This window comes from Pseudomonas sp. BAY1663 (assembly GCF_000582595.1).
In the GTDB taxonomy this organism is placed as follows: Bacteria; Pseudomonadota; Gammaproteobacteria; order Pseudomonadales; family Pseudomonadaceae; genus Stutzerimonas; species Stutzerimonas stutzeri_AF.
Map to the genome: position 1 here is coordinate 18799 of NZ_AZSV01000005.1, position 16676 is coordinate 35474.

Here is a 16676-nt window from a genome sequence, read left to right on the forward strand (position 1 = left end):
CTCAGCGAAAGCCTCTGCGCTCGCGAATCAACGCATAGGCGCTGTGCAGTTCGCGGGTGCGCTCGGTGGCCTCGCGGACCTGGGCCGCGCTCGCTCCCGCGCCCGCCTGCTTATCCGGATGGTGCTTGCTCAGCAGGCGCCGGTAGGCGCGCTTGATCAGTTGCGGGTCGGTGTCCCGGCGAACGCCCAGCAGTTGCAGCGCCTGCTCGTAGGCGCCGCCCCGGCCGGCTGGCGCCTCCTGCCGGCGAGTCGCGCCCAGGTCGAGCGCGGCTACCTCTGCCGCTTCCCAGCCCATCCACTTGCCCCAGAGCAGCACCAGCTCATGCTCGCGCGAGCCCATGCGTCCTTCGGCACGTGCCATGCTCCAGCAGGCCTGGAGGATGCGCCGACTTTCCTCCCGGCGCCCGCGCAGCCGCTGCAGCGGTGCACGCAGCCCGTCGCCACTGGCCTTGCCGCGGTTGAACGCCTCGATGGCCGCGCGTTGCGCCGGCCCGTCGAAGCCCTGCCGCTGCATCTCGGCCCGCGCCGCCTGGATGTGCACCGGGCTGACCCGGCCACCGCTCTTGGCCAGTCGCCCCAGCAGGAAGAACAACAACTCGCTGCCCTGCAGCGCAGGCTTGCCCGCCAGGCGTTCGCGCAGGCTGGCCCAGGAATCGAGTCCCAACCGGCGATCCAGCACCTGCCCCAGCAATCCGCCGAGCAAGGCGCCGGGAATGCTCGCCAGGAGCCAGCCGATCAGGACACCCAACAGCGTGATGGGCCAGAACATTCAGCGTCGCGCCTCCAGAATCCGCTCGACCTCGGCCAGGCGCTCGTGGGTACCGACATCCACCCAGGTTCCCGCGTAGTGCTCGCCACTCACCCGCCCCGCCACCATCGCGCTACGCAACAGCGGCGCCAGCTTGAACGCGCCGGCCGGGCAACCGAGGAAAAGCTCGGGATGCAGCACCGCCATGCCGCTATAGGTCAGGCCCTCCCCGCCCCCGTCGATCTGCGTGACGGCGCCGCCGACGAGATGGAAATCCCCCTCCGGGTTGTGCTGGGGGTTGTCGACCAGCACCAGGTGCGCCAACCCCGCCAGCGGGCGGCATAGCCGCGCGAAGTCGTAGTCGGTCCAGATGTCGCCGTTCACCACCAGGAAAGGCTCGCCGCCGAGCAGCCCCAGCGCCTGCTGGATACCGCCGCCGGTTTCCAGCGGCTCGCCCTCGGCCGAATAGCGAATGCGTACGCCGAAGCGCCCGCCGTCGCCGAGGTAGTCCTCGATCTGCTGCCCGAGCCAGGCATGATTGATCACCAGCTCCTCGAACCCCGCCGCGGCCAGGCTCGGACGTGATACTCGATCAGCGGCACGCCGCCGGCGCGCACCAGCGGCTTGGGCGTATGCAGGGTCAACGGCCGCAACCGCTCGCCCCGGCCCGCGGCGAGGATCATGGCCTTCATGGGCGCGGCTCCCGCGGCAGTTCATCCAGCAGATGCTGCAGCTCGACCAGCTCCGGACGCCGCGCCAGCACCGCGCGGATATAGGCGAAGAAGCGCGGCACATCGGCCAGATAGCGCGGCTTGCCGTCGCGATGGCAGATCCGCGCGAAGATGCCGATCACCTTCAGGTGCCGCTGCAGGCCCATCAGGTCGCTGGCCCGCAGGAACTCCTCGAGCGATTCCGGCAACGGTACGCCAGCGGCTCGCGCCTTGTGCCAGTAGCCCTCCAGCCAGCCCCGCACCTGCTCTTCCGGCCAGGAGAGGAAGGCATCCTTGAACAGCGAGGTGATGTCGTAGCTGACCGGCCCGAGCACCGCATCCTGGAAATCCAGCACGCCGGGATTGGGCTCGCTGAGCATCAGGTTGCGCGGCATGTAGTCGCGATGCACCAGCACCTGCGGCTGCGCCAGCGCCGAATCGATCAGCAACCGGCAGACACGCTCCCAGGCCGCCTGCTGCGCCTCGCTGAACTCGCAGCCGAGATGGCGCTGCACGTACCACTCGGGAAACAGCTGCAGCTCGCGGCGCAGCAGCGCCTCGTCATAGACGGGCATGGCCTGGGTAAGCGGCTGCGTCTGGAACTTCAGCAGCGCCTCGATGGCATCGCCGAACAGCCGCTCGGCATTGTCCCGGTCGATCACCTCGAGGTAGGTCTGCCGGCCCAGATCGGTCAGCAGCAGGAAGCCGCGCTCCAGATCGGCGGCCAGCACCTGCGGCACATGCACCCCGGCGGCAGCAGCATCTGCGCGACCTTGACGAAGGGCCGGCAGTCTTCCTGCGGCAGCGGCGCATCCATGACGATCAGGCTGCGTGCACCGCCTTGCCAGCGGAAGTAACGACGAAAACTGGCATCGCTGCTGGCAGCGGTCAGTTGCGCAGCCGGCACTTCACCCCAGCCGCAACGGGCGAAAATCTCGGGCAGTAGTTGTTCCAGCCAGGCGCTGACGTCCAGCAGGCGTTGATCTTGATGCGGCATCCAGGGTCTCCACGGCGCTAGCCGATAGGCGGGTCATGCTTTATTATCCTGCATCTTTCTCAGCCCATCGAGAGGCGTGCGGCCCAGCCGGACGATGGCTCGCCGCAAGCACGGACCAAAGAACAAGATGGCAGTCAAATACCCCGCGTTTCGTAGAAAATTCCCCCTACTGGTTACTGGCGGTCTGCTTGCATTGCAACCGGTAGCCGTGCCTTTTGTCGTTGCGGCCGAACAGTTCGCCTGCCAGCCCGACGCGTCGGGCAGCTGGAACTGCGCATCCAATGCCGCCAGGCCCGACCTGCCGCCGCGCCCGGTACACAGCGGCAGCGCCGTCAGCACGCCAAGCGCAGCCACGCCCGCGACCGCCAAGGCCGATGCGCCGACCGCCACCACCCGCCTGGTTACCGAGAGCAAGGGCCGCGCCCTGGCCTCGCGCAGCGCCGATTACAGCCATCTCGATTGGGTCCCGCGCGACCAGCTGACGCCCGCCCAGCTCGCCGAAACCGGCCCCTACTGCGCCGGCACCTACGTCGAGCCGGATCGTCCCGGCAAATTCGACGATACCCCGATGAGCGAAGCGCCGACCTATGTCTCGGCCAAGGCCACGCGCTACGAGCAGGAACAGGAAATCGCCACCCTGCTGGCGACGTGGTCCTGCGCCAGGGCAGCATCCAGGCCGAGGCCGACGAAGGCAATCTGTACCAGCTGGAGAATCGCGGCGAGCTGAGCGGCAACGTGCGCTTTCGCGATCGCAACGCACTGATGGTCGGCGACCGCGCGGAAATCTTCCTCGACAGTGGCGAGGCCAAGGTCGAGAACGTCGAGTACGTGGTGCACTCCGGCAAGGTTCGCGGCAGCGCGCAATATGCCAAGCGCGAAGAGACCGCGATCATCCGCCTCAAGGACGGTACCTACACCAGCTGCGAGCCGGGCGAGAACAGCTGGCACCTGAAGGGCAACAACGTCACGCTGAACCCCGCCACCGGCTTCGGTTCGGCCACCAACGTCACGCTGCGGGTCAAGGATATTCCGGTGTTCTACACGCCCTATATCCACTTCCCCATCGACGACCGGCGCCAGTCGGGCTTTCTCGCGCCGAGCATCGGCTCGTCGAGCGACAACGGCGTCTCGCTGCAGACGCCCTACTACTTCAACCTGGCACCGAACTTCGACGCCATCCTGTACCCGCACCTGATGACCGACCGCGGGCTGCTGATGGAAGGCCAGTTCCGCTACCTCACGCGCAGCAGCGAAGGCCAGTTCGGCGCGGCCTACCTGGACGACAGCAACGACGACCGCAAACTGCAGTCCGAGTACGAGGACCAGCGCTGGATGTACAGCTGGCAGAACCGTACCGGTCTGGATTCGCGCTGGCTCGCCGAGGTGGACTACACCGATATCAGCGATCCCTACTACTTCCAGGATCTGGATACCAACCTCAACATCAACCAGCCCGATCATCTCGATCAGCGCGGCACGCTCACGTACCGCGGCAACACCTACACCGCGCGCCTGAACATGCATGCCTACGAGCGCGCCACAGTGGCCGACATCACGCCTTACGAGCGCCTGCCCCAGCTGACCCTGGACGGGCGCCTGCCTTTCCAGCCGGGCGGCCTGAACTTCGCTTACAAGACCGAGTTCGTCAGCTTCCAGCGCAGCCTGCGCAGCGGCAACTTCATCAATGAGGATGGGGGCGAAGAAACTTGGTACGACGAGAACCTAAGAGGTCTTAACCGCGCGGAAGGCGAACGCCTTCACTTAGAGCCCGGAGTTAGCTTACCCCTGAACTGGTCGTGGGGCTTCATCAAGCCTTCGCTGAAATACGCATATACCAAGTACGACGTGACGCTCGACAACAAGGGTAAGTTTGGTGTTGGCGGCGTTGGAGCGAACTTTAACGACACACCCGACCGCAGCGTGCCGATCCTGAGTGTCGACAGCGGCCTGTACTTCGACCGCGACACCCAATGGTTCGGCAAGGACTATCGCCAGACCCTCGAGCCGCGCCTGTTCTATCTCTATGTGCCGGAGGAGGACCAGGACGACATCCCGGTCTTCGACACCGGCGAAAGCAGCTTCAGCTACTCCTCGCTGTGGCGCGAAAACCGCTTCTCCGGCAAGGACCGCATCGGCGACGCCAACCAGATCTCCCTCGGCGTGACCAACCGCTGGGTCGAGGCCAACGGTTTCGAGCGCCAGCGCTTCAGCATCGGCCAGGCGTTTTACTTCGAAGATCGGAAGGTGCAGCTGCGCGGCATCGACTACCGCACCCGCTCCAGCGCAACCTCGTCGGTTTCGCCCTATGCGCTGGAGTACATGTACCGCTACAACCGCGACTGGCGCTTCACCTCGACCTTCAACTGGGACCCGGACAGCCACAGCACCCGCTCCGGCAGCGCCATGTGGCACTACCAGCCGGCCGACAACCCGGGCAAGATCGTCAACGTCGGCTATCGCTACCGCAACGACACCATGCGGTTCGACCAGGCGACCGGCGAGTGGACCTACGGCGGGGACTACGGCAACTGCGAAACCGACCCGGCCAACTGCATCAAGGACTACTACAAGATCAACCAGCACGACTTCTCCGTCATCTGGCCGATCGTCCCGCAATGGAGCGTCATCGCCCGCTGGCAGCATGACTACAGCCGCAGCCGTACCCTGGAAGCCTTCGGCGGTTTCGAGTACGACAGCTGCTGCTGGAAACTGCGCCTGATCAACCGCTACTGGATCGACTACGACGAGACCAGTCTCAACCCCGACCGCAATGATGAGCCGGATCGCGGCATCTTCCTGCAGATCGTCCTCAAGGGACTCGGCGGCGTAGTCGGCAATGCGACCGAAACTTTCCTCGACGAAGGCATCCAAGGTTACCGTGAACGTGAAGATCAAGCTTTCTGAAGTACTCCGCCCGCTCGCGCTCGGCGCCCTGCTGCTGGGCGGTGCGGCCCTCGCGCCCGCGGCCCTTGCCCAGGTCCAGCCGCTGGACCGCGTGGTGGCCATCGTCGACAACGACGTCATCATGCAGAGCCAGCTGGAACAGCGGATACGCGAAGTGCAGCAGACCATCGACAAGCGCGGCGCCGACGCACCGCCGATGGACGTGCTGCAGCAGCAGGTGCTGGAGCGCCTGATCACCGAGAACCTGCAGTTGCAGATCGGTGAGCGCTCCGGCATTCGCATTTCCGACGAAGAGCTCAACCAGGCCATGGGCACCATCGCCCAGCGCAACAACATGACCCCGGAGCAGTTTCGCGACGCCCTGACCCGCGACGGCCTGAGCCTGGAAACCGCCCGCGAGCAGATCCGCCGCGAGATGATCATCAGCCGCGTGCGCCAGCGCCGGATCGCCGAACGCGTCCAGGTCTCCAACCAGGAGGTGCAGAACTTCCTCGCCTCCGACCTCGGCAAGCTGCAGCTGTCCGAGGAATACCACCTGGCCAACATCCTCATCGCCGTGCCGGAAGCCGCCGACTCGGCGACCATCCAGGCCGCCGAACGCACCGCCATGGACACCTACCAGCAACTGCAGCAGGGCGCCGACTTCGCCCGCCTCGCGGTCTCCCGTTCGGCCAGCGAGAATGCCCTGGAGGGCGGCGACATGGGCTGGCGCAAGGCTGCCCAGCTGCCACCGCCTTTCGACAGCCAGGTCCGCGAACTGACTGTCGGCGAAGTGACCCAGCCGGTACGCACGCCACCGGGCTTCATCCTGCTCAAGCTGCTGGACAAGCGCGGCGGCGAAACCCAGGTGCGCGACGAAGTGCATGTCCGCCATATCCTGATCAAGCCGAGCGCCATTCGCAGCGACGACGAAGCCCGCCTGCTGGTGCAGCGCCTGCACGACCGCATCGGCGCCGGCGAAGACTTCGCCCAGCTGGCGAAAAGCTTTTCCGAGGACCCGGGCTCGGCCCTCAATGGCGGCGACCTGAACTGGATCGATCCCGCCTCGCTGGTGCCCGAATTCCGCGAGGTCATGGCCAATACCGCCAGCGGCGAGCTGTCCCAGGCATTCAAGTCGCCCTACGGCTGGCATATCCTCGAAGTCCTCGGTCGCCGCGCCACCGATGCCAGCGAGGAGTTCCGCGAGCAACAGGCCCTGACCCTGCTGCGCAACCGCAAGTACGACGAAGAACTGCAGGCCTGGCTGCGTCAGATCCGCGACGAAGCCTATGTGGAAATAAAGCTTTAAGCTGGAGAAAAGCGTAGGGTGGATGTCGCTTTTTACATCCACCGCAACTCCGCTCGGTGGATCGATGAAGCGCGATCCACCCTACGAAGCTGCACGCCAGGATGCGGGGTGATGGCCGAAGGGTCGCCACCCCGTTTTCATTTCCGGCGGGCAACCACCGCCCCATGTCGAGAGCACGCCGATGACTCTTTCCCGCCCCTTCGTTCTCACCCCTGGCGAACCGGCCGGCATCGGCCCGGATCTCTGTCTGCTGCTGGCGCGCCAGGCACAACCGCAAGCCCTGGTGGCCATTGCCAGTCGTGCCCTGCTGGCGCAGCGTGCCGAGCAACTGGGGCTGACCATCGAACTGCGCGATGCCGGGCCGCAGAACTGGCCAAGCGAACCGGCGCCGGCCAACTGCCTGTACGTCTGGGACACCCCGCTCGCCGCGCCGGTGACGGCAGGCCAGCTCGACCCGCGCAACGCCCGCTATGTGCTGGAGACGTTGACCCGCGCCGGGCGCGGCTGCCTGGACGGCAGCTTCGCCGGCATGATCACCGCCCCGGTGCACAAGGGCGTGATCAACGAAGCCGGCATTCCCTTCTCCGGGCACACCGAATTCCTCGCCGAGCTGACCCACACCGAGCAGGTGGTGATGATGCTGGCCACGCATGGCCTGCGCGTGGCGCTGGTCACCACCCACCTGCCGCTCAAGGACGTCGCTGCCGCGATCACCGCCGAGCGCCTGCAGCGGGTCACGCGTATCCTGCACGCCGATCTCGTCGGCAAGTTCGGCATCGCGCAGCCGCGCATCCTGGTCTGCGGCCTGAATCCCCACGCGGGCGAAGGCGGCCACCTGGGGCGCGAAGAAATCGAGATCATCGAGCCGGCACTCGAGCAACTGCGTGGCGAAGGGATGAATCTGATCGGCCCGCTGCCGGCCGACACGCTGTTCACGCCGAAGCATCTCGAACGCTGCGACGCCGTTCTGGCGATGTACCACGACCAGGGCCTGCCGGTGCTCAAGTACAAGGGCTTCGGCGCCGCGGTCAATGTCACCCTCGGCCTGCCGATCGTACGCACCTCGGTGGACCACGGCACCGCGCTGGACCTGGCCGGGACCGGCCGCGTCGACATCGGCAGCCTGCAGGTCGCCCTGGAAACGGCCTATCAGATGTCAGGCGCCGCTTAGGAAGCCGGTCCGCCCCGGCATCCGTTTCGCAATGGGTGCCGGCCCGGCGACTCAGCTGGTAAGCTTCGCACCTTTCATTTTTCGCTTTACGCTCTTGCTTGACGCTTGCGGCTTGAAGCTTGGAGCTGCCTTCATGTCCGACTATCAACACCGTGCGCGCAAGCGCTTCGGCCAGAACTTCCTGCACGACGCCGGGGTGATCCACCGCATCCTGCGGGCGATTCATGCCAAGGAAGGTGAGCGTCTGGTCGAGATCGGCCCTGGCCAGGGCGCACTCACCGAGGGGCTGCTCGACAGCGGCGCGCACCTGGACGTGGTCGAACTCGATCTGGATCTGATCCCGATCCTGCAAAGCAAATTCGCCGAGCGGGCCAATTTCGCCCTGCACCAGGGCGATGCGCTGAAGTTCGACTTCGCTCGCCTCAGCGACCAGCCGGCCAGCCTGCGCATCGTCGGCAACCTGCCCTACAACATCTCCACGCCGCTGATCTTCCACCTGCTCGACCATGCGCGGCTGATCCGCGACATGCACTTCATGCTGCAGAAGGAAGTGGTCGAACGCCTGGCCGCTCAGCCAGGCGGCGGCGACTGGGGCCGGCTGTCTATCATGGTGCAGTACCACTGCCGCGTGGAGCATCTGTTCAACGTCGGTCCGGGCGCCTTCAACCCGGCGCCCAAGGTCGATTCGGCCATCGTCCGGCTGGTGCCCCACGAGACACTGCCGCATCCGGCGCGTGATCACCGCCAGCTGGAACGCGTCGTGCGCGAGGCCTTCAACCAGCGTCGCAAGACCTTGCGCAATACCCTCAAGGGGTTGCTCGACGCGCAGGCCATCGAGGCCGCCGAGGTGGATGGCAGCCTGCGCCCCGAGCAGCTGGACCTGGCGGCCTTCGTCCGCCTTTCCGATCAACTGACCGAGCGCAGCTAGGGCCACGGTCCCGGGCTGCACTCCAGCGAGCCGGCTAATGTCCGAAGATCAACGCTATCGCATCGATGTCAGCGTCACGCCCCGCTACCTGGCCGCACAGTCGGAGCCGGAACAAAACCGCTACGCCTTTGCCTACACGGTAACCATCGAAAACACTGGCGAGATTGCGGCGCAGCTGCTTTCGCGGCACTGGATCATCACCGATGGCGATGGCCAGGTGCAGGAAGTGCGCGGCGCCGGGGTCATCGGCGAACAGCCGCTGATCGCCCCGGGCGAACACCATGTCTATACCAGCGGCACCCTGTTGCGACCTGCGTCGGCAGCATGCAGGGCAGCTATCAGATGCTGGCGGAGGATGGGCACCGCTTCGACGCCGTCATCGCGCCGTTCCGCCTGGCCGTACCCGGAGCACTGCATTGACCACTTATGCCGTCGGCGACCTGCAGGGTTGCCTGGAACCCCTGAAATGCCTGTTGCAGCGGGTCGATTTCAGCCCGTCGCGCGACTGCCTGTGGCTGGCCGGCGATCTGGTCAACCGTGGCCCGCAATCGCTGGAGGCCCTGCGCTTCGTCCGCGACCTCGAAGGGGCCGCCATCACCGTGCTCGGCAACCACGACCTGCATCTACTGGCCGTGGCGCATGACATCGAGCGCCTGCGCAAATCCGATACCCTCAAGCCGATTCTCGCCGCGCCCGACCGCAACGACCTGATCGACTGGCTGCGCCGCCAGAAGCTCATCCACTACGACGCCGAGCGGCATACCGTGCTGGTGCATGCGGGCATCCCGCCGCAATGGACGCTGGAGAAGGCGCTCCGGCGCGCGGCCGAAGTCGAACAGGCCTTGCAGGACGACGCCCTGCTGCTGCCGTTCCTCGACGGCATGTACGGCAACCAGCCGGCCAAGTGGAGCAAGGAGCTGCACGGCGTGCCGCGCCTGCGCCTGATCACCAACTATTTCACCCGCATGCGCTTCTGCAAGGCCGACGGCACCCTCGACCTGGAAGCCAAGGAAGGCGTCGACAGCGCACCGTCCGGCTACGCGCCCTGGTTCAGCCATCCGGGCCGCAAGACCCGCAACGTCAAGCTGATCTTCGGCCACTGGGCCGCCCTCGAAGGCCGCTGCGACGAGCCGAACGTCTTCGCCCTGGATACCGGCTGCGTCTGGGGCAATGCCATGACGCTGATGAACCTCGACAGCGGCGAGCTGCATCGCTGCAACTGCGACCACGGGAAACCGCTATGACCGACTTCAAACGCATCGCCCCCGAACAGGCCCTGGCCATGCGCGAAGCCGGCGCGGTGGTCGTCGACATCCGCGACCCGCACAGCTATGCCAACGGGCATATTGCCGGTTCCGTGCACCTGGACAACCATTCGCTGCCGGACTTCATCGCCGCCGCCGACCTCGACCAGCCGCTGATCGTGACCTGCTACCACGGCCATTCCAGCCAGAGCGCCGCAGCCTACCTGGCCAACCAGGGTTTTTCCGAGGTCTACAGCCTCGACGGCGGTTTCGAGCTCTGGCGCCACGCCTACCCCGCGCATGTCGAGCGCGACGAGCAAGCGTAAAAAAATATTTCCCGCCGGTGCCGCGCCAGCCGCGGCCTGAGCCCTGCCGCCAGCCGAACGGCAGGGCCTAAATGCATTCGCTCTTCTTGACCACGCCGAATCCGAACTATCCTTGAGTTCAGGCCATCCAATGAATGAAAGCCGGGAAACGGCTACCGGAATTCAGGGTTTCGACCATTAGGTGTTCGGGGGAACTCCACTGGCCGCCACTTCGGCCGGGCTCCAGGATGCCTGATGACACGCCATTCGTGCATCGACCGAGGTGAAGTCATGAGCATTTTCAGCCACTTCCAGCAACGATTCGAAGCGACCCGCCAGGAAGAGTATTCGCTCCAGGAATACCTCGATCTGTGCAAGCAGGACCCGGGAACCTATGCCAGCGCCGCCGAGCGGCTGCTGACGGCCATCGGCGAGCCCGAACTGGTGGACACCTCCACCGACCCGCGGCTGTCGCGCATCTTCTCCAACAAGGTGATCCGCCGTTACCCGGCCTTCGCCGACTTCCATGGCATGGAGGAATGCATCGACCAGATCGTGTCCTACTTCCGCCATGCCGCCCAGGGCCTGGAGGAGAAGAAACAGATCCTCTACCTGCTCGGCCCGGTCGGTGGCGGCAAGTCCTCGCTGGCGGAAAAGCTCAAGCAATTGATGGAGCACGTGCCGTTCTACGCCATCAAGGGCTCGCCGGTCTTCGAGTCGCCGCTCGGCCTGTTCAACCCCGCCGAGGACGCGCAGATCCTCGAAGAGGACTACGGCATCCCGCGGCGCTACCTCAACAGCATCATGTCGCCCTGGGCGACCAAGCGCCTGCAGGAATTCGGCGGCGACATCAGCCAGTTCCGCGTGGTCAAGCTCTACCCCTCGATCCTCAACCAGATCGCCGTGGCCAAGACCGAGCCGGGCGACGAGAACAACCAGGACATCTCCTCGCTGGTGGGCAAGGTGGATATCCGCAAGCTGGAGGAATTCCCGCAGAACGATCCCGACGCCTACAGCTACTCCGGCGCCCTGTGCCGGGCCAACCAGGGCCTGATGGAATTCGTCGAGATGTTCAAGGCGCCGATCAAGGTGCTGCACCCGCTGCTGACCGCCACCCAGGAGGGCAACTACAACAGCACCGAGGGCCTCGGCGCGATCCCCTACAGCGGCATCCTGCTGGCCCACTCCAACGAATCGGAATGGCACAGCTTCCGCAACAACAAGAACAACGAGGCCTTCATCGACCGCATCTACATCGTCAAGGTGCCCTACTGCCTGCGGGTCAGCGACGAAATCAAGATCTACGACAAGCTGTTGACCAACAGCTCGTTGTCCCAGGCGCATTGCGCACCGGATACGCTGAAGATGCTGGCCCAGTTCTCGGTACTGTCGCGGCTCAAGGAGCCGGAGAACTCCAACATCTACTCGAAGATGCGTGTCTATGACGGCGAGAACCTGAAGGACACCGACCCCAAGGCCAAGTCGATCCAGGAATACCGCGACGCGGCCGGGGTCGACGAGGGCATGAACGGGCTTTCCACCCGCTTCGCCTTCAAGATCCTCTCCAAGGTCTTCAACTTCGACCCCCACGAGATCGCCGCCAACCCGGTGCACCTGCTCTACGTGCTGGAGCAGCAGATCGAGCAGGAACAGTTCCCCGCCGAGGTGCGCGAGCGCTACCTGCGCTTCATCAAGGAATACCTGGCGCCGCGCTACGTCGAGTTCATCGGCAAGGAAATCCAGACCGCCTACCTCGAGTCCTACAGCGAGTACGGGCAGAACATCTTCGACCGCTACGTGCTGTACGCCGACTTCTGGATCCAGGACCAGGAATACCGCGACCCGGAAACCGGCGAGATCCTCAACCGCGTGGCGCTCAACGAGGAGCTGGAGAAGATCGAGAAGCCGGCCGGCATCAGCAACCCGAAGGATTTCCGCAACGAGATCGTCAACTTCGTGCTGCGCGCCCGCGCCAACAACAACGGCAAGAACCCGTCGTGGCTGTCCTACGAGAAGCTGCGCGTGGTCATCGAGAAGAAGATGTTCTCCAACACCGAGGACCTGCTGCCGGTCATCAGCTTCAACGCCAAGGCCAGCAAGGAAGACCAGAAGAAGCACAACGATTTTGTCGTGCGCATGGTAGAGCGCGGCTATACCGAGAAGCAGGTTCGCCTGCTCTCCGAGTGGTATCTGCGGGTGCGTAAATCGCAGTAAGCGGCTGGAAGCCTGAAGCCGGGAACGGAACGCTCCGCTTCCGGCTTCGGGTCTATGCTTTTCAGCCTAGCCCGGAGGGCCTATGAGCTACGTGATCGACCGTCGCCTGAATGGCAAGAACAAAAGCACGGTGAACCGCCAGCGCTTCCTGCAGCGCTACCGTGGGCACATCAAGAAAGCGGTGGAGGAAGCCGTTGGCCGTCGTTCCATCACCGATATGGAACATGGCGAACAGATCAGCATCCCCGGCCGCGACATCGACGAGCCGGTGCTGCACCACGGCCGCGGCGGACGCCAGACCATCGTCCACCCCGGCAACAAGGAATTCATCGCCGGCGAGCGCATCCCGCGGCCGCAGGGTGGCGGCGGCGGCCAGGGCGCCGGCCAGGCCAGCAACAGCGGCGAAGGCATGGACGACTTCGTGTTCCAGATCACCCAGGAGGAATTTCTCGACTTCATGTTCGAGGACCTGGAACTGCCCAACCTGGTCAAGCGCCACCTCACCGGCGCCGATACCTTCAAGACGGTGCGCGCCGGCATCGCCAACGAAGGCAACCCGTCGCGGATCAACATCGTGCGCACCCTGCGCTCGGCGCATGCCCGACGCATCGCGCTGTCCGGCAGCAGCCGTTCGCGGCTGCGCGAATTGAAGCTAGAACTGGAACGGTTGCGCCTGGAGGAGCCGCACAACTTCGGCGACATCAAGGCGGCGGAGGAGGAAATCGAACGGCTCAAGGCGCGCATCAACCGCGTGCCGTTCCTCGACACCTTCGACCTCAAGTACAACCTGCTGGTCAAGCAGCCCAACCCCAGCTCCAAGGCGGTGATGTTCTGCCTGATGGACGTCTCCGGCTCGATGACCCAGGCGACCAAGGACATCGCCAAGCGCTTCTTCATCCTGCTCTATCTGTTCCTCAAGCGGAACTACGACAAGATCGACGTGGTGTTCATCCGCCACCACACCAGCGCCAAGGAAGTCGACGAGGAGGAATTCTTCTACTCGCGGGAAACCGGCGGCACCATCGTCTCCAGCGCGCTGAAGATGATGCAGGAGATCATGGCCGAGCGTTATCCGGCCAACGAGTGGAACATCTACGCCGCGCAGGCCTCCGACGGCGACAACTGGAACGACGATTCGCCGCTGTGCCGCGACATCCTGATCAACCAGATCATGCCCTTCGTGCAGTATTTCACCTACGTCGAAATCACCCCACGCGAGCACCAGGCGCTCTGGTACGAGTACAACCAGGTGGCCGAAACCTTCGCCGAGGCGTTCGCCCAACAGCAACTGGTGAGCGCGGCGGACATCTACCCGGTGTTCCGCGAACTCTTCCAGCGGCGGATGACCAGTTGAGGTGCGCATGAAACGACAGCCCATTTCCACCGGCTCGGAATGGACCTTCGACCTGATCCGCGCCTACGACCGCGAAATCGGCCGGATCGCCGAACGCTACGCGCTGGACACCTACCCCAACCAGATCGAGGTGATCACCGCCGAACAGATGATGGATGCCTACGCCTCGGTGGGCATGCCGCTGGGCTACCACCACTGGTCCTATGGCAAGCAGTTCCTGCACACCGAGAAGCACTACAAGCGCGGCCAGATGGGCCTGGCCTACGAGATCGTGATCAATTCCGACCCGTGCATCGCCTACCTCATGGAAGAGAACACCATGACCATGCAGGCGCTGGTGATCGCCCACGCCAGCTACGGCCACAACAGCTTCTTCAAGGGCAACTACCTGTTCCGCACCTGGACCGACGCCAGCTCGATCATCGACTACCTGGTGTTCGCCAAGCAGTACATCACCCAGTGCGAGGAGCGCCACGGCATCGAAGCGGTGGAAGACCTGCTCGATTCCTGCCATGCGCTGATGAACTATGGCGTCGACCGCTACAAGCGGCCCTACCCCATTTCCGCGGAAGAAGAACGGCGGCGGCAGAAGGATCGCGAGGAGCACCTGCAAAAGCAGATCAACGATCTCTGGCGGACCATTCCCAAGGCCGGCGACAAGGGCGACGAGCGCGAACGCGACCAGCGCTTCCCGGCCGAGCCGCAGGAGAACATCCTCTACTTCATCGAGAAGCACGCACCGCTGTTGGAACCCTGGCAGCGCGAAGTGGTGCGCATCGTGCGCAAGATCGCGCAGTACTTCTACCCGCAGCGCCAGACCCAGGTCATGAACGAAGGCTGGGCGACCTTCTGGCACTACACATTGCTCAACGACCTCTACGACGAAGGGTTGGTGACCGACGGCTTCATGATGGAATTCCTCCAGTCGCACACCAGCGTGATCTACCAGCCGGGCTTCGACAGCCCCTACTACAGCGGCATCAACCCCTACACCCTAGGCTTCGCCATGTACCAGGACATCCGCCGCATCTGCGAACACCCCACCGAGGAGGACAAGCGCTGGTTCCCGGACATCGCCGGCAGCGACTGGCTGACCACGGTCAAGTTCGCCATGGCCAACTTCAAGGACGAGAGCTTCATCCTGCAATTCCTCTCGCCCAAGGTGATCCGCGACCTCAAGCTGTTCAGCATCCTCGACGACGACCGCAAGGACGAACTGCTGGTGCCGGCGATCCACGACGAAGGCGGCTACCACACCATCCGCGAGTTGCTGGCCGCGCAATACAACCTCGGCAACCGCGAACCCAACGTGCAGGTGTGGAACGTCGATCGCCGCGGCGACCGCTCGCTGACCCTGCGTCACCAGCAACACGACCGCAAACCGCTGGGCAGCTCCACCGACGAAGTGCTCAAGCACCTGCACCGGCTGTGGGGCTTCGATGTGCATTTGCAGTCGATGCAGGACGACAAACTGGTCGACAGCCACCACATGCCGCCGCGCAGCAACGGCGAGGCGGAAACCGAAAGCCGCTTCCCGGGCATGAACTTCGCCTGAGGAGCGCGCCCGGCGCCACTCGCGGCAAGGGATGGCCCGGGCGCGCTTATCCTTTATCCTCCGCGCCAACGGAGGTGAACAATGCAGATCTACAAAGTCGGCGGCGCAGTGCGCGATCGCCTGTTGGGCCGCGCGGTGAGCGAGGTGGACTGGGTGGTGGTCGGCGCCAGCGCCGAGGAGATGCAGGCCAGGGGCTTCCGCCCGGTCGGTGCCGATTTCCCGGTATTCCTGCATCCGCAGACCGGCGAGGAATACGCGCTGGCACGCACCGAACGCAAGAGCGGCCGCGGCTACGGCGGCTTCACCTTCTACGCCAGCCCCGACGTCACCCTCGAGGACGACCTGATCCGTCGCGATCTCACCATCAACGCCATGGCCGAGGACGAAGCCGGGCACCTTGTCGACCCTTACGGCGGCCAGCGCGACCTCCAGGCGCGCCTGCTGCGGCATGTCTCCCCCGCCTTCGCCGAGGACCCGTTGCGCGTGCTGCGCGTCGCCCGCTTCGCCGCGCGCTATGCCGGGCTCGGCTTCAGCGTCGCCGAGGAAACCCGCGCGCTGATGCGCCAGCTGGCCCGCTCCGGCGAGCTGTCGGCGTTGACGCCGGAGCGCAGCTGGAAGGAAATCTCCCGTGCACTGATGGAGCCGCGCCCGGACGTGTTCGTCCAGGTGCTGCACGATTGCGGCGCCCTGGCCGAGCTGTGGCCGGAAGTGGAGGCCGTGATCGAACACGACCGCGGCGCACACCTGTTCGGCGTGCTGCGCCAGTGCGCGACACACGGGCAACCGCTGCCCGTACGCTGGGCCTGCCTGCTGCAGGGCTGCGCCGCGACGCCCCAGGAGCCCAGCCATGAGGCGAACGACGTGCGCCTGATCGATGCCGTGAACCGGCGCTGCAAGACGCCGCGTGACTGCCAGGAGCTGGCCCTGCTGGTCGGGCAATACCAGGATCATGCCGCCCATGCCGGCGACCTGCCGGCCGAAGCGCTCTTCGACCTGCTGCAGCATTTCGACATCTACCGCCGCCCCGAGCGCTTCGAGCAGTTTCTCGCCGCCTGCGAGATGGACGCCCGCGCGCACCCGGATTTCGAGCGGCGCGGCTTTCCCCAGGCCGACTACCTGCGCGGCGCGGCCACAACGGCCCGTTCGGTGGCGGTCAAGCCGTTGCTGGAACAGGGCTACCAGGGCGCCGAGTTGGGCGAGGCGCTCAAGCGCGAGCGTCTCGAACGGCTTGAGGACTACCGGCAGCAGAGCGCCTGAG

10 protein-coding genes and 4 pseudogenes are annotated in these 16676 nt (G+C 65.0%); 11 read left to right on the forward strand and 3 right to left on the reverse strand.

All coding sequences use genetic code 11. From position 1 onward, the window contains the following. Nucleotide 1: 1 nt before the first annotated feature. From BAY1663_RS02755 to BAY1663_RS02765, 3 genes and pseudogenes are all read right to left on the reverse strand, one after another. On the reverse strand, nt 2-769 hold the full coding sequence (locus tag BAY1663_RS02755) for a DnaJ domain-containing protein (protein WP_037037808.1): 768 nt from the start codon (nt 767-769) through the stop codon (nt 2-4). Then, nucleotides 770-1440: pseudogene (gene murU / locus BAY1663_RS02760) on the reverse strand (N-acetylmuramate alpha-1-phosphate uridylyltransferase MurU). It abuts the gene before it with no gap. After that, a pseudogene (locus BAY1663_RS02765) lies at nt 1437-2455 on the reverse strand (aminoglycoside phosphotransferase family protein). Before BAY1663_RS02765 ends, murU begins: the two co-directional pseudogenes overlap by 4 nt. A gap of 127 nt (nt 2456-2582) precedes the next feature. Between BAY1663_RS02765 and BAY1663_RS02770 the strand changes: the two are divergent. The 11 genes and pseudogenes from BAY1663_RS02770 (at nt 2583) to BAY1663_RS02820 (ending at nt 16675) form a co-directional block, all read left to right on the forward strand. After that, nucleotides 2583-5359, forward strand: a pseudogene (locus BAY1663_RS02770) (LPS-assembly protein LptD). Next, on the forward strand, nt 5340-6647 hold the full coding sequence (locus tag BAY1663_RS02775) for a peptidylprolyl isomerase (RefSeq protein ID WP_037037891.1): 1308 nt from the start codon (nt 5340-5342) through the stop codon (nt 6645-6647). The pseudogene BAY1663_RS02770 and the gene BAY1663_RS02775 overlap by 20 nt, the downstream one beginning before the upstream one ends. A 181-nt stretch (nt 6648-6828) precedes the next feature. Next, a complete protein-coding gene (pdxA, locus tag BAY1663_RS02780) occupies nt 6829-7818 on the forward strand; it encodes a 4-hydroxythreonine-4-phosphate dehydrogenase PdxA (protein WP_037037810.1) in 990 nt (329 codons plus the stop codon). Between the two features lie 133 nt (nt 7819-7951). Next, nucleotides 7952-8746 (forward strand): 16S rRNA (adenine(1518)-N(6)/adenine(1519)-N(6))-dimethyltransferase RsmA, encoded by a 795-nt coding sequence (gene rsmA / locus BAY1663_RS02785; RefSeq protein WP_037037811.1) that lies wholly within the window; start codon nt 7952-7954, stop codon nt 8744-8746. Nucleotides 8747-8783: 37 nt separating this feature from the next. Beyond that, a pseudogene (gene apaG, locus BAY1663_RS02790) lies at nt 8784-9166 on the forward strand (Co2+/Mg2+ efflux protein ApaG). Then, nucleotides 9163-9990 carry a symmetrical bis(5'-nucleosyl)-tetraphosphatase gene (locus tag BAY1663_RS02795; RefSeq protein ID WP_037037813.1) on the forward strand — a complete coding sequence of 276 codons (828 nt, stop codon included), beginning with the start codon at nt 9163-9165 and terminating at the stop codon, nt 9988-9990. Before apaG ends, BAY1663_RS02795 begins: the two are co-directional and overlap by 4 nt. Continuing rightward, nucleotides 9987-10316 (forward strand): thiosulfate sulfurtransferase GlpE, encoded by a 330-nt coding sequence (gene glpE / locus BAY1663_RS02800; protein WP_037037815.1) that lies wholly within the window; start codon nt 9987-9989, stop codon nt 10314-10316. The genes BAY1663_RS02795 and glpE overlap by 4 nt, the downstream gene beginning before the upstream one ends. A 270-nt stretch (nt 10317-10586) precedes the next feature. After that, a complete protein-coding gene (locus BAY1663_RS02805) occupies nt 10587-12509 on the forward strand; it encodes a PrkA family serine protein kinase (protein ID WP_037037817.1) in 1923 nt (640 codons plus the stop codon). 82 nt (nt 12510-12591) lie between these two features. Continuing rightward, nucleotides 12592-13863, forward strand: coding sequence for a YeaH/YhbH family protein (locus BAY1663_RS02810; RefSeq protein ID WP_037037819.1), 1272 nt, complete (start codon nt 12592-12594; stop codon nt 13861-13863). Between the two features lie 7 nt (nt 13864-13870). Then, a complete protein-coding gene (locus tag BAY1663_RS02815) occupies nt 13871-15418 on the forward strand; it encodes a SpoVR family protein (RefSeq protein ID WP_037037821.1) in 1548 nt (515 codons plus the stop codon). A gap of 81 nt (nt 15419-15499) precedes the next feature. Beyond that, entirely contained in the window at nt 15500-16675 is a 1176-nt protein-coding gene (locus BAY1663_RS02820) for a multifunctional CCA addition/repair protein (RefSeq protein WP_037037822.1), read from the forward strand. The last annotated feature ends 1 nt before the right edge of the window (nt 16676 follow it).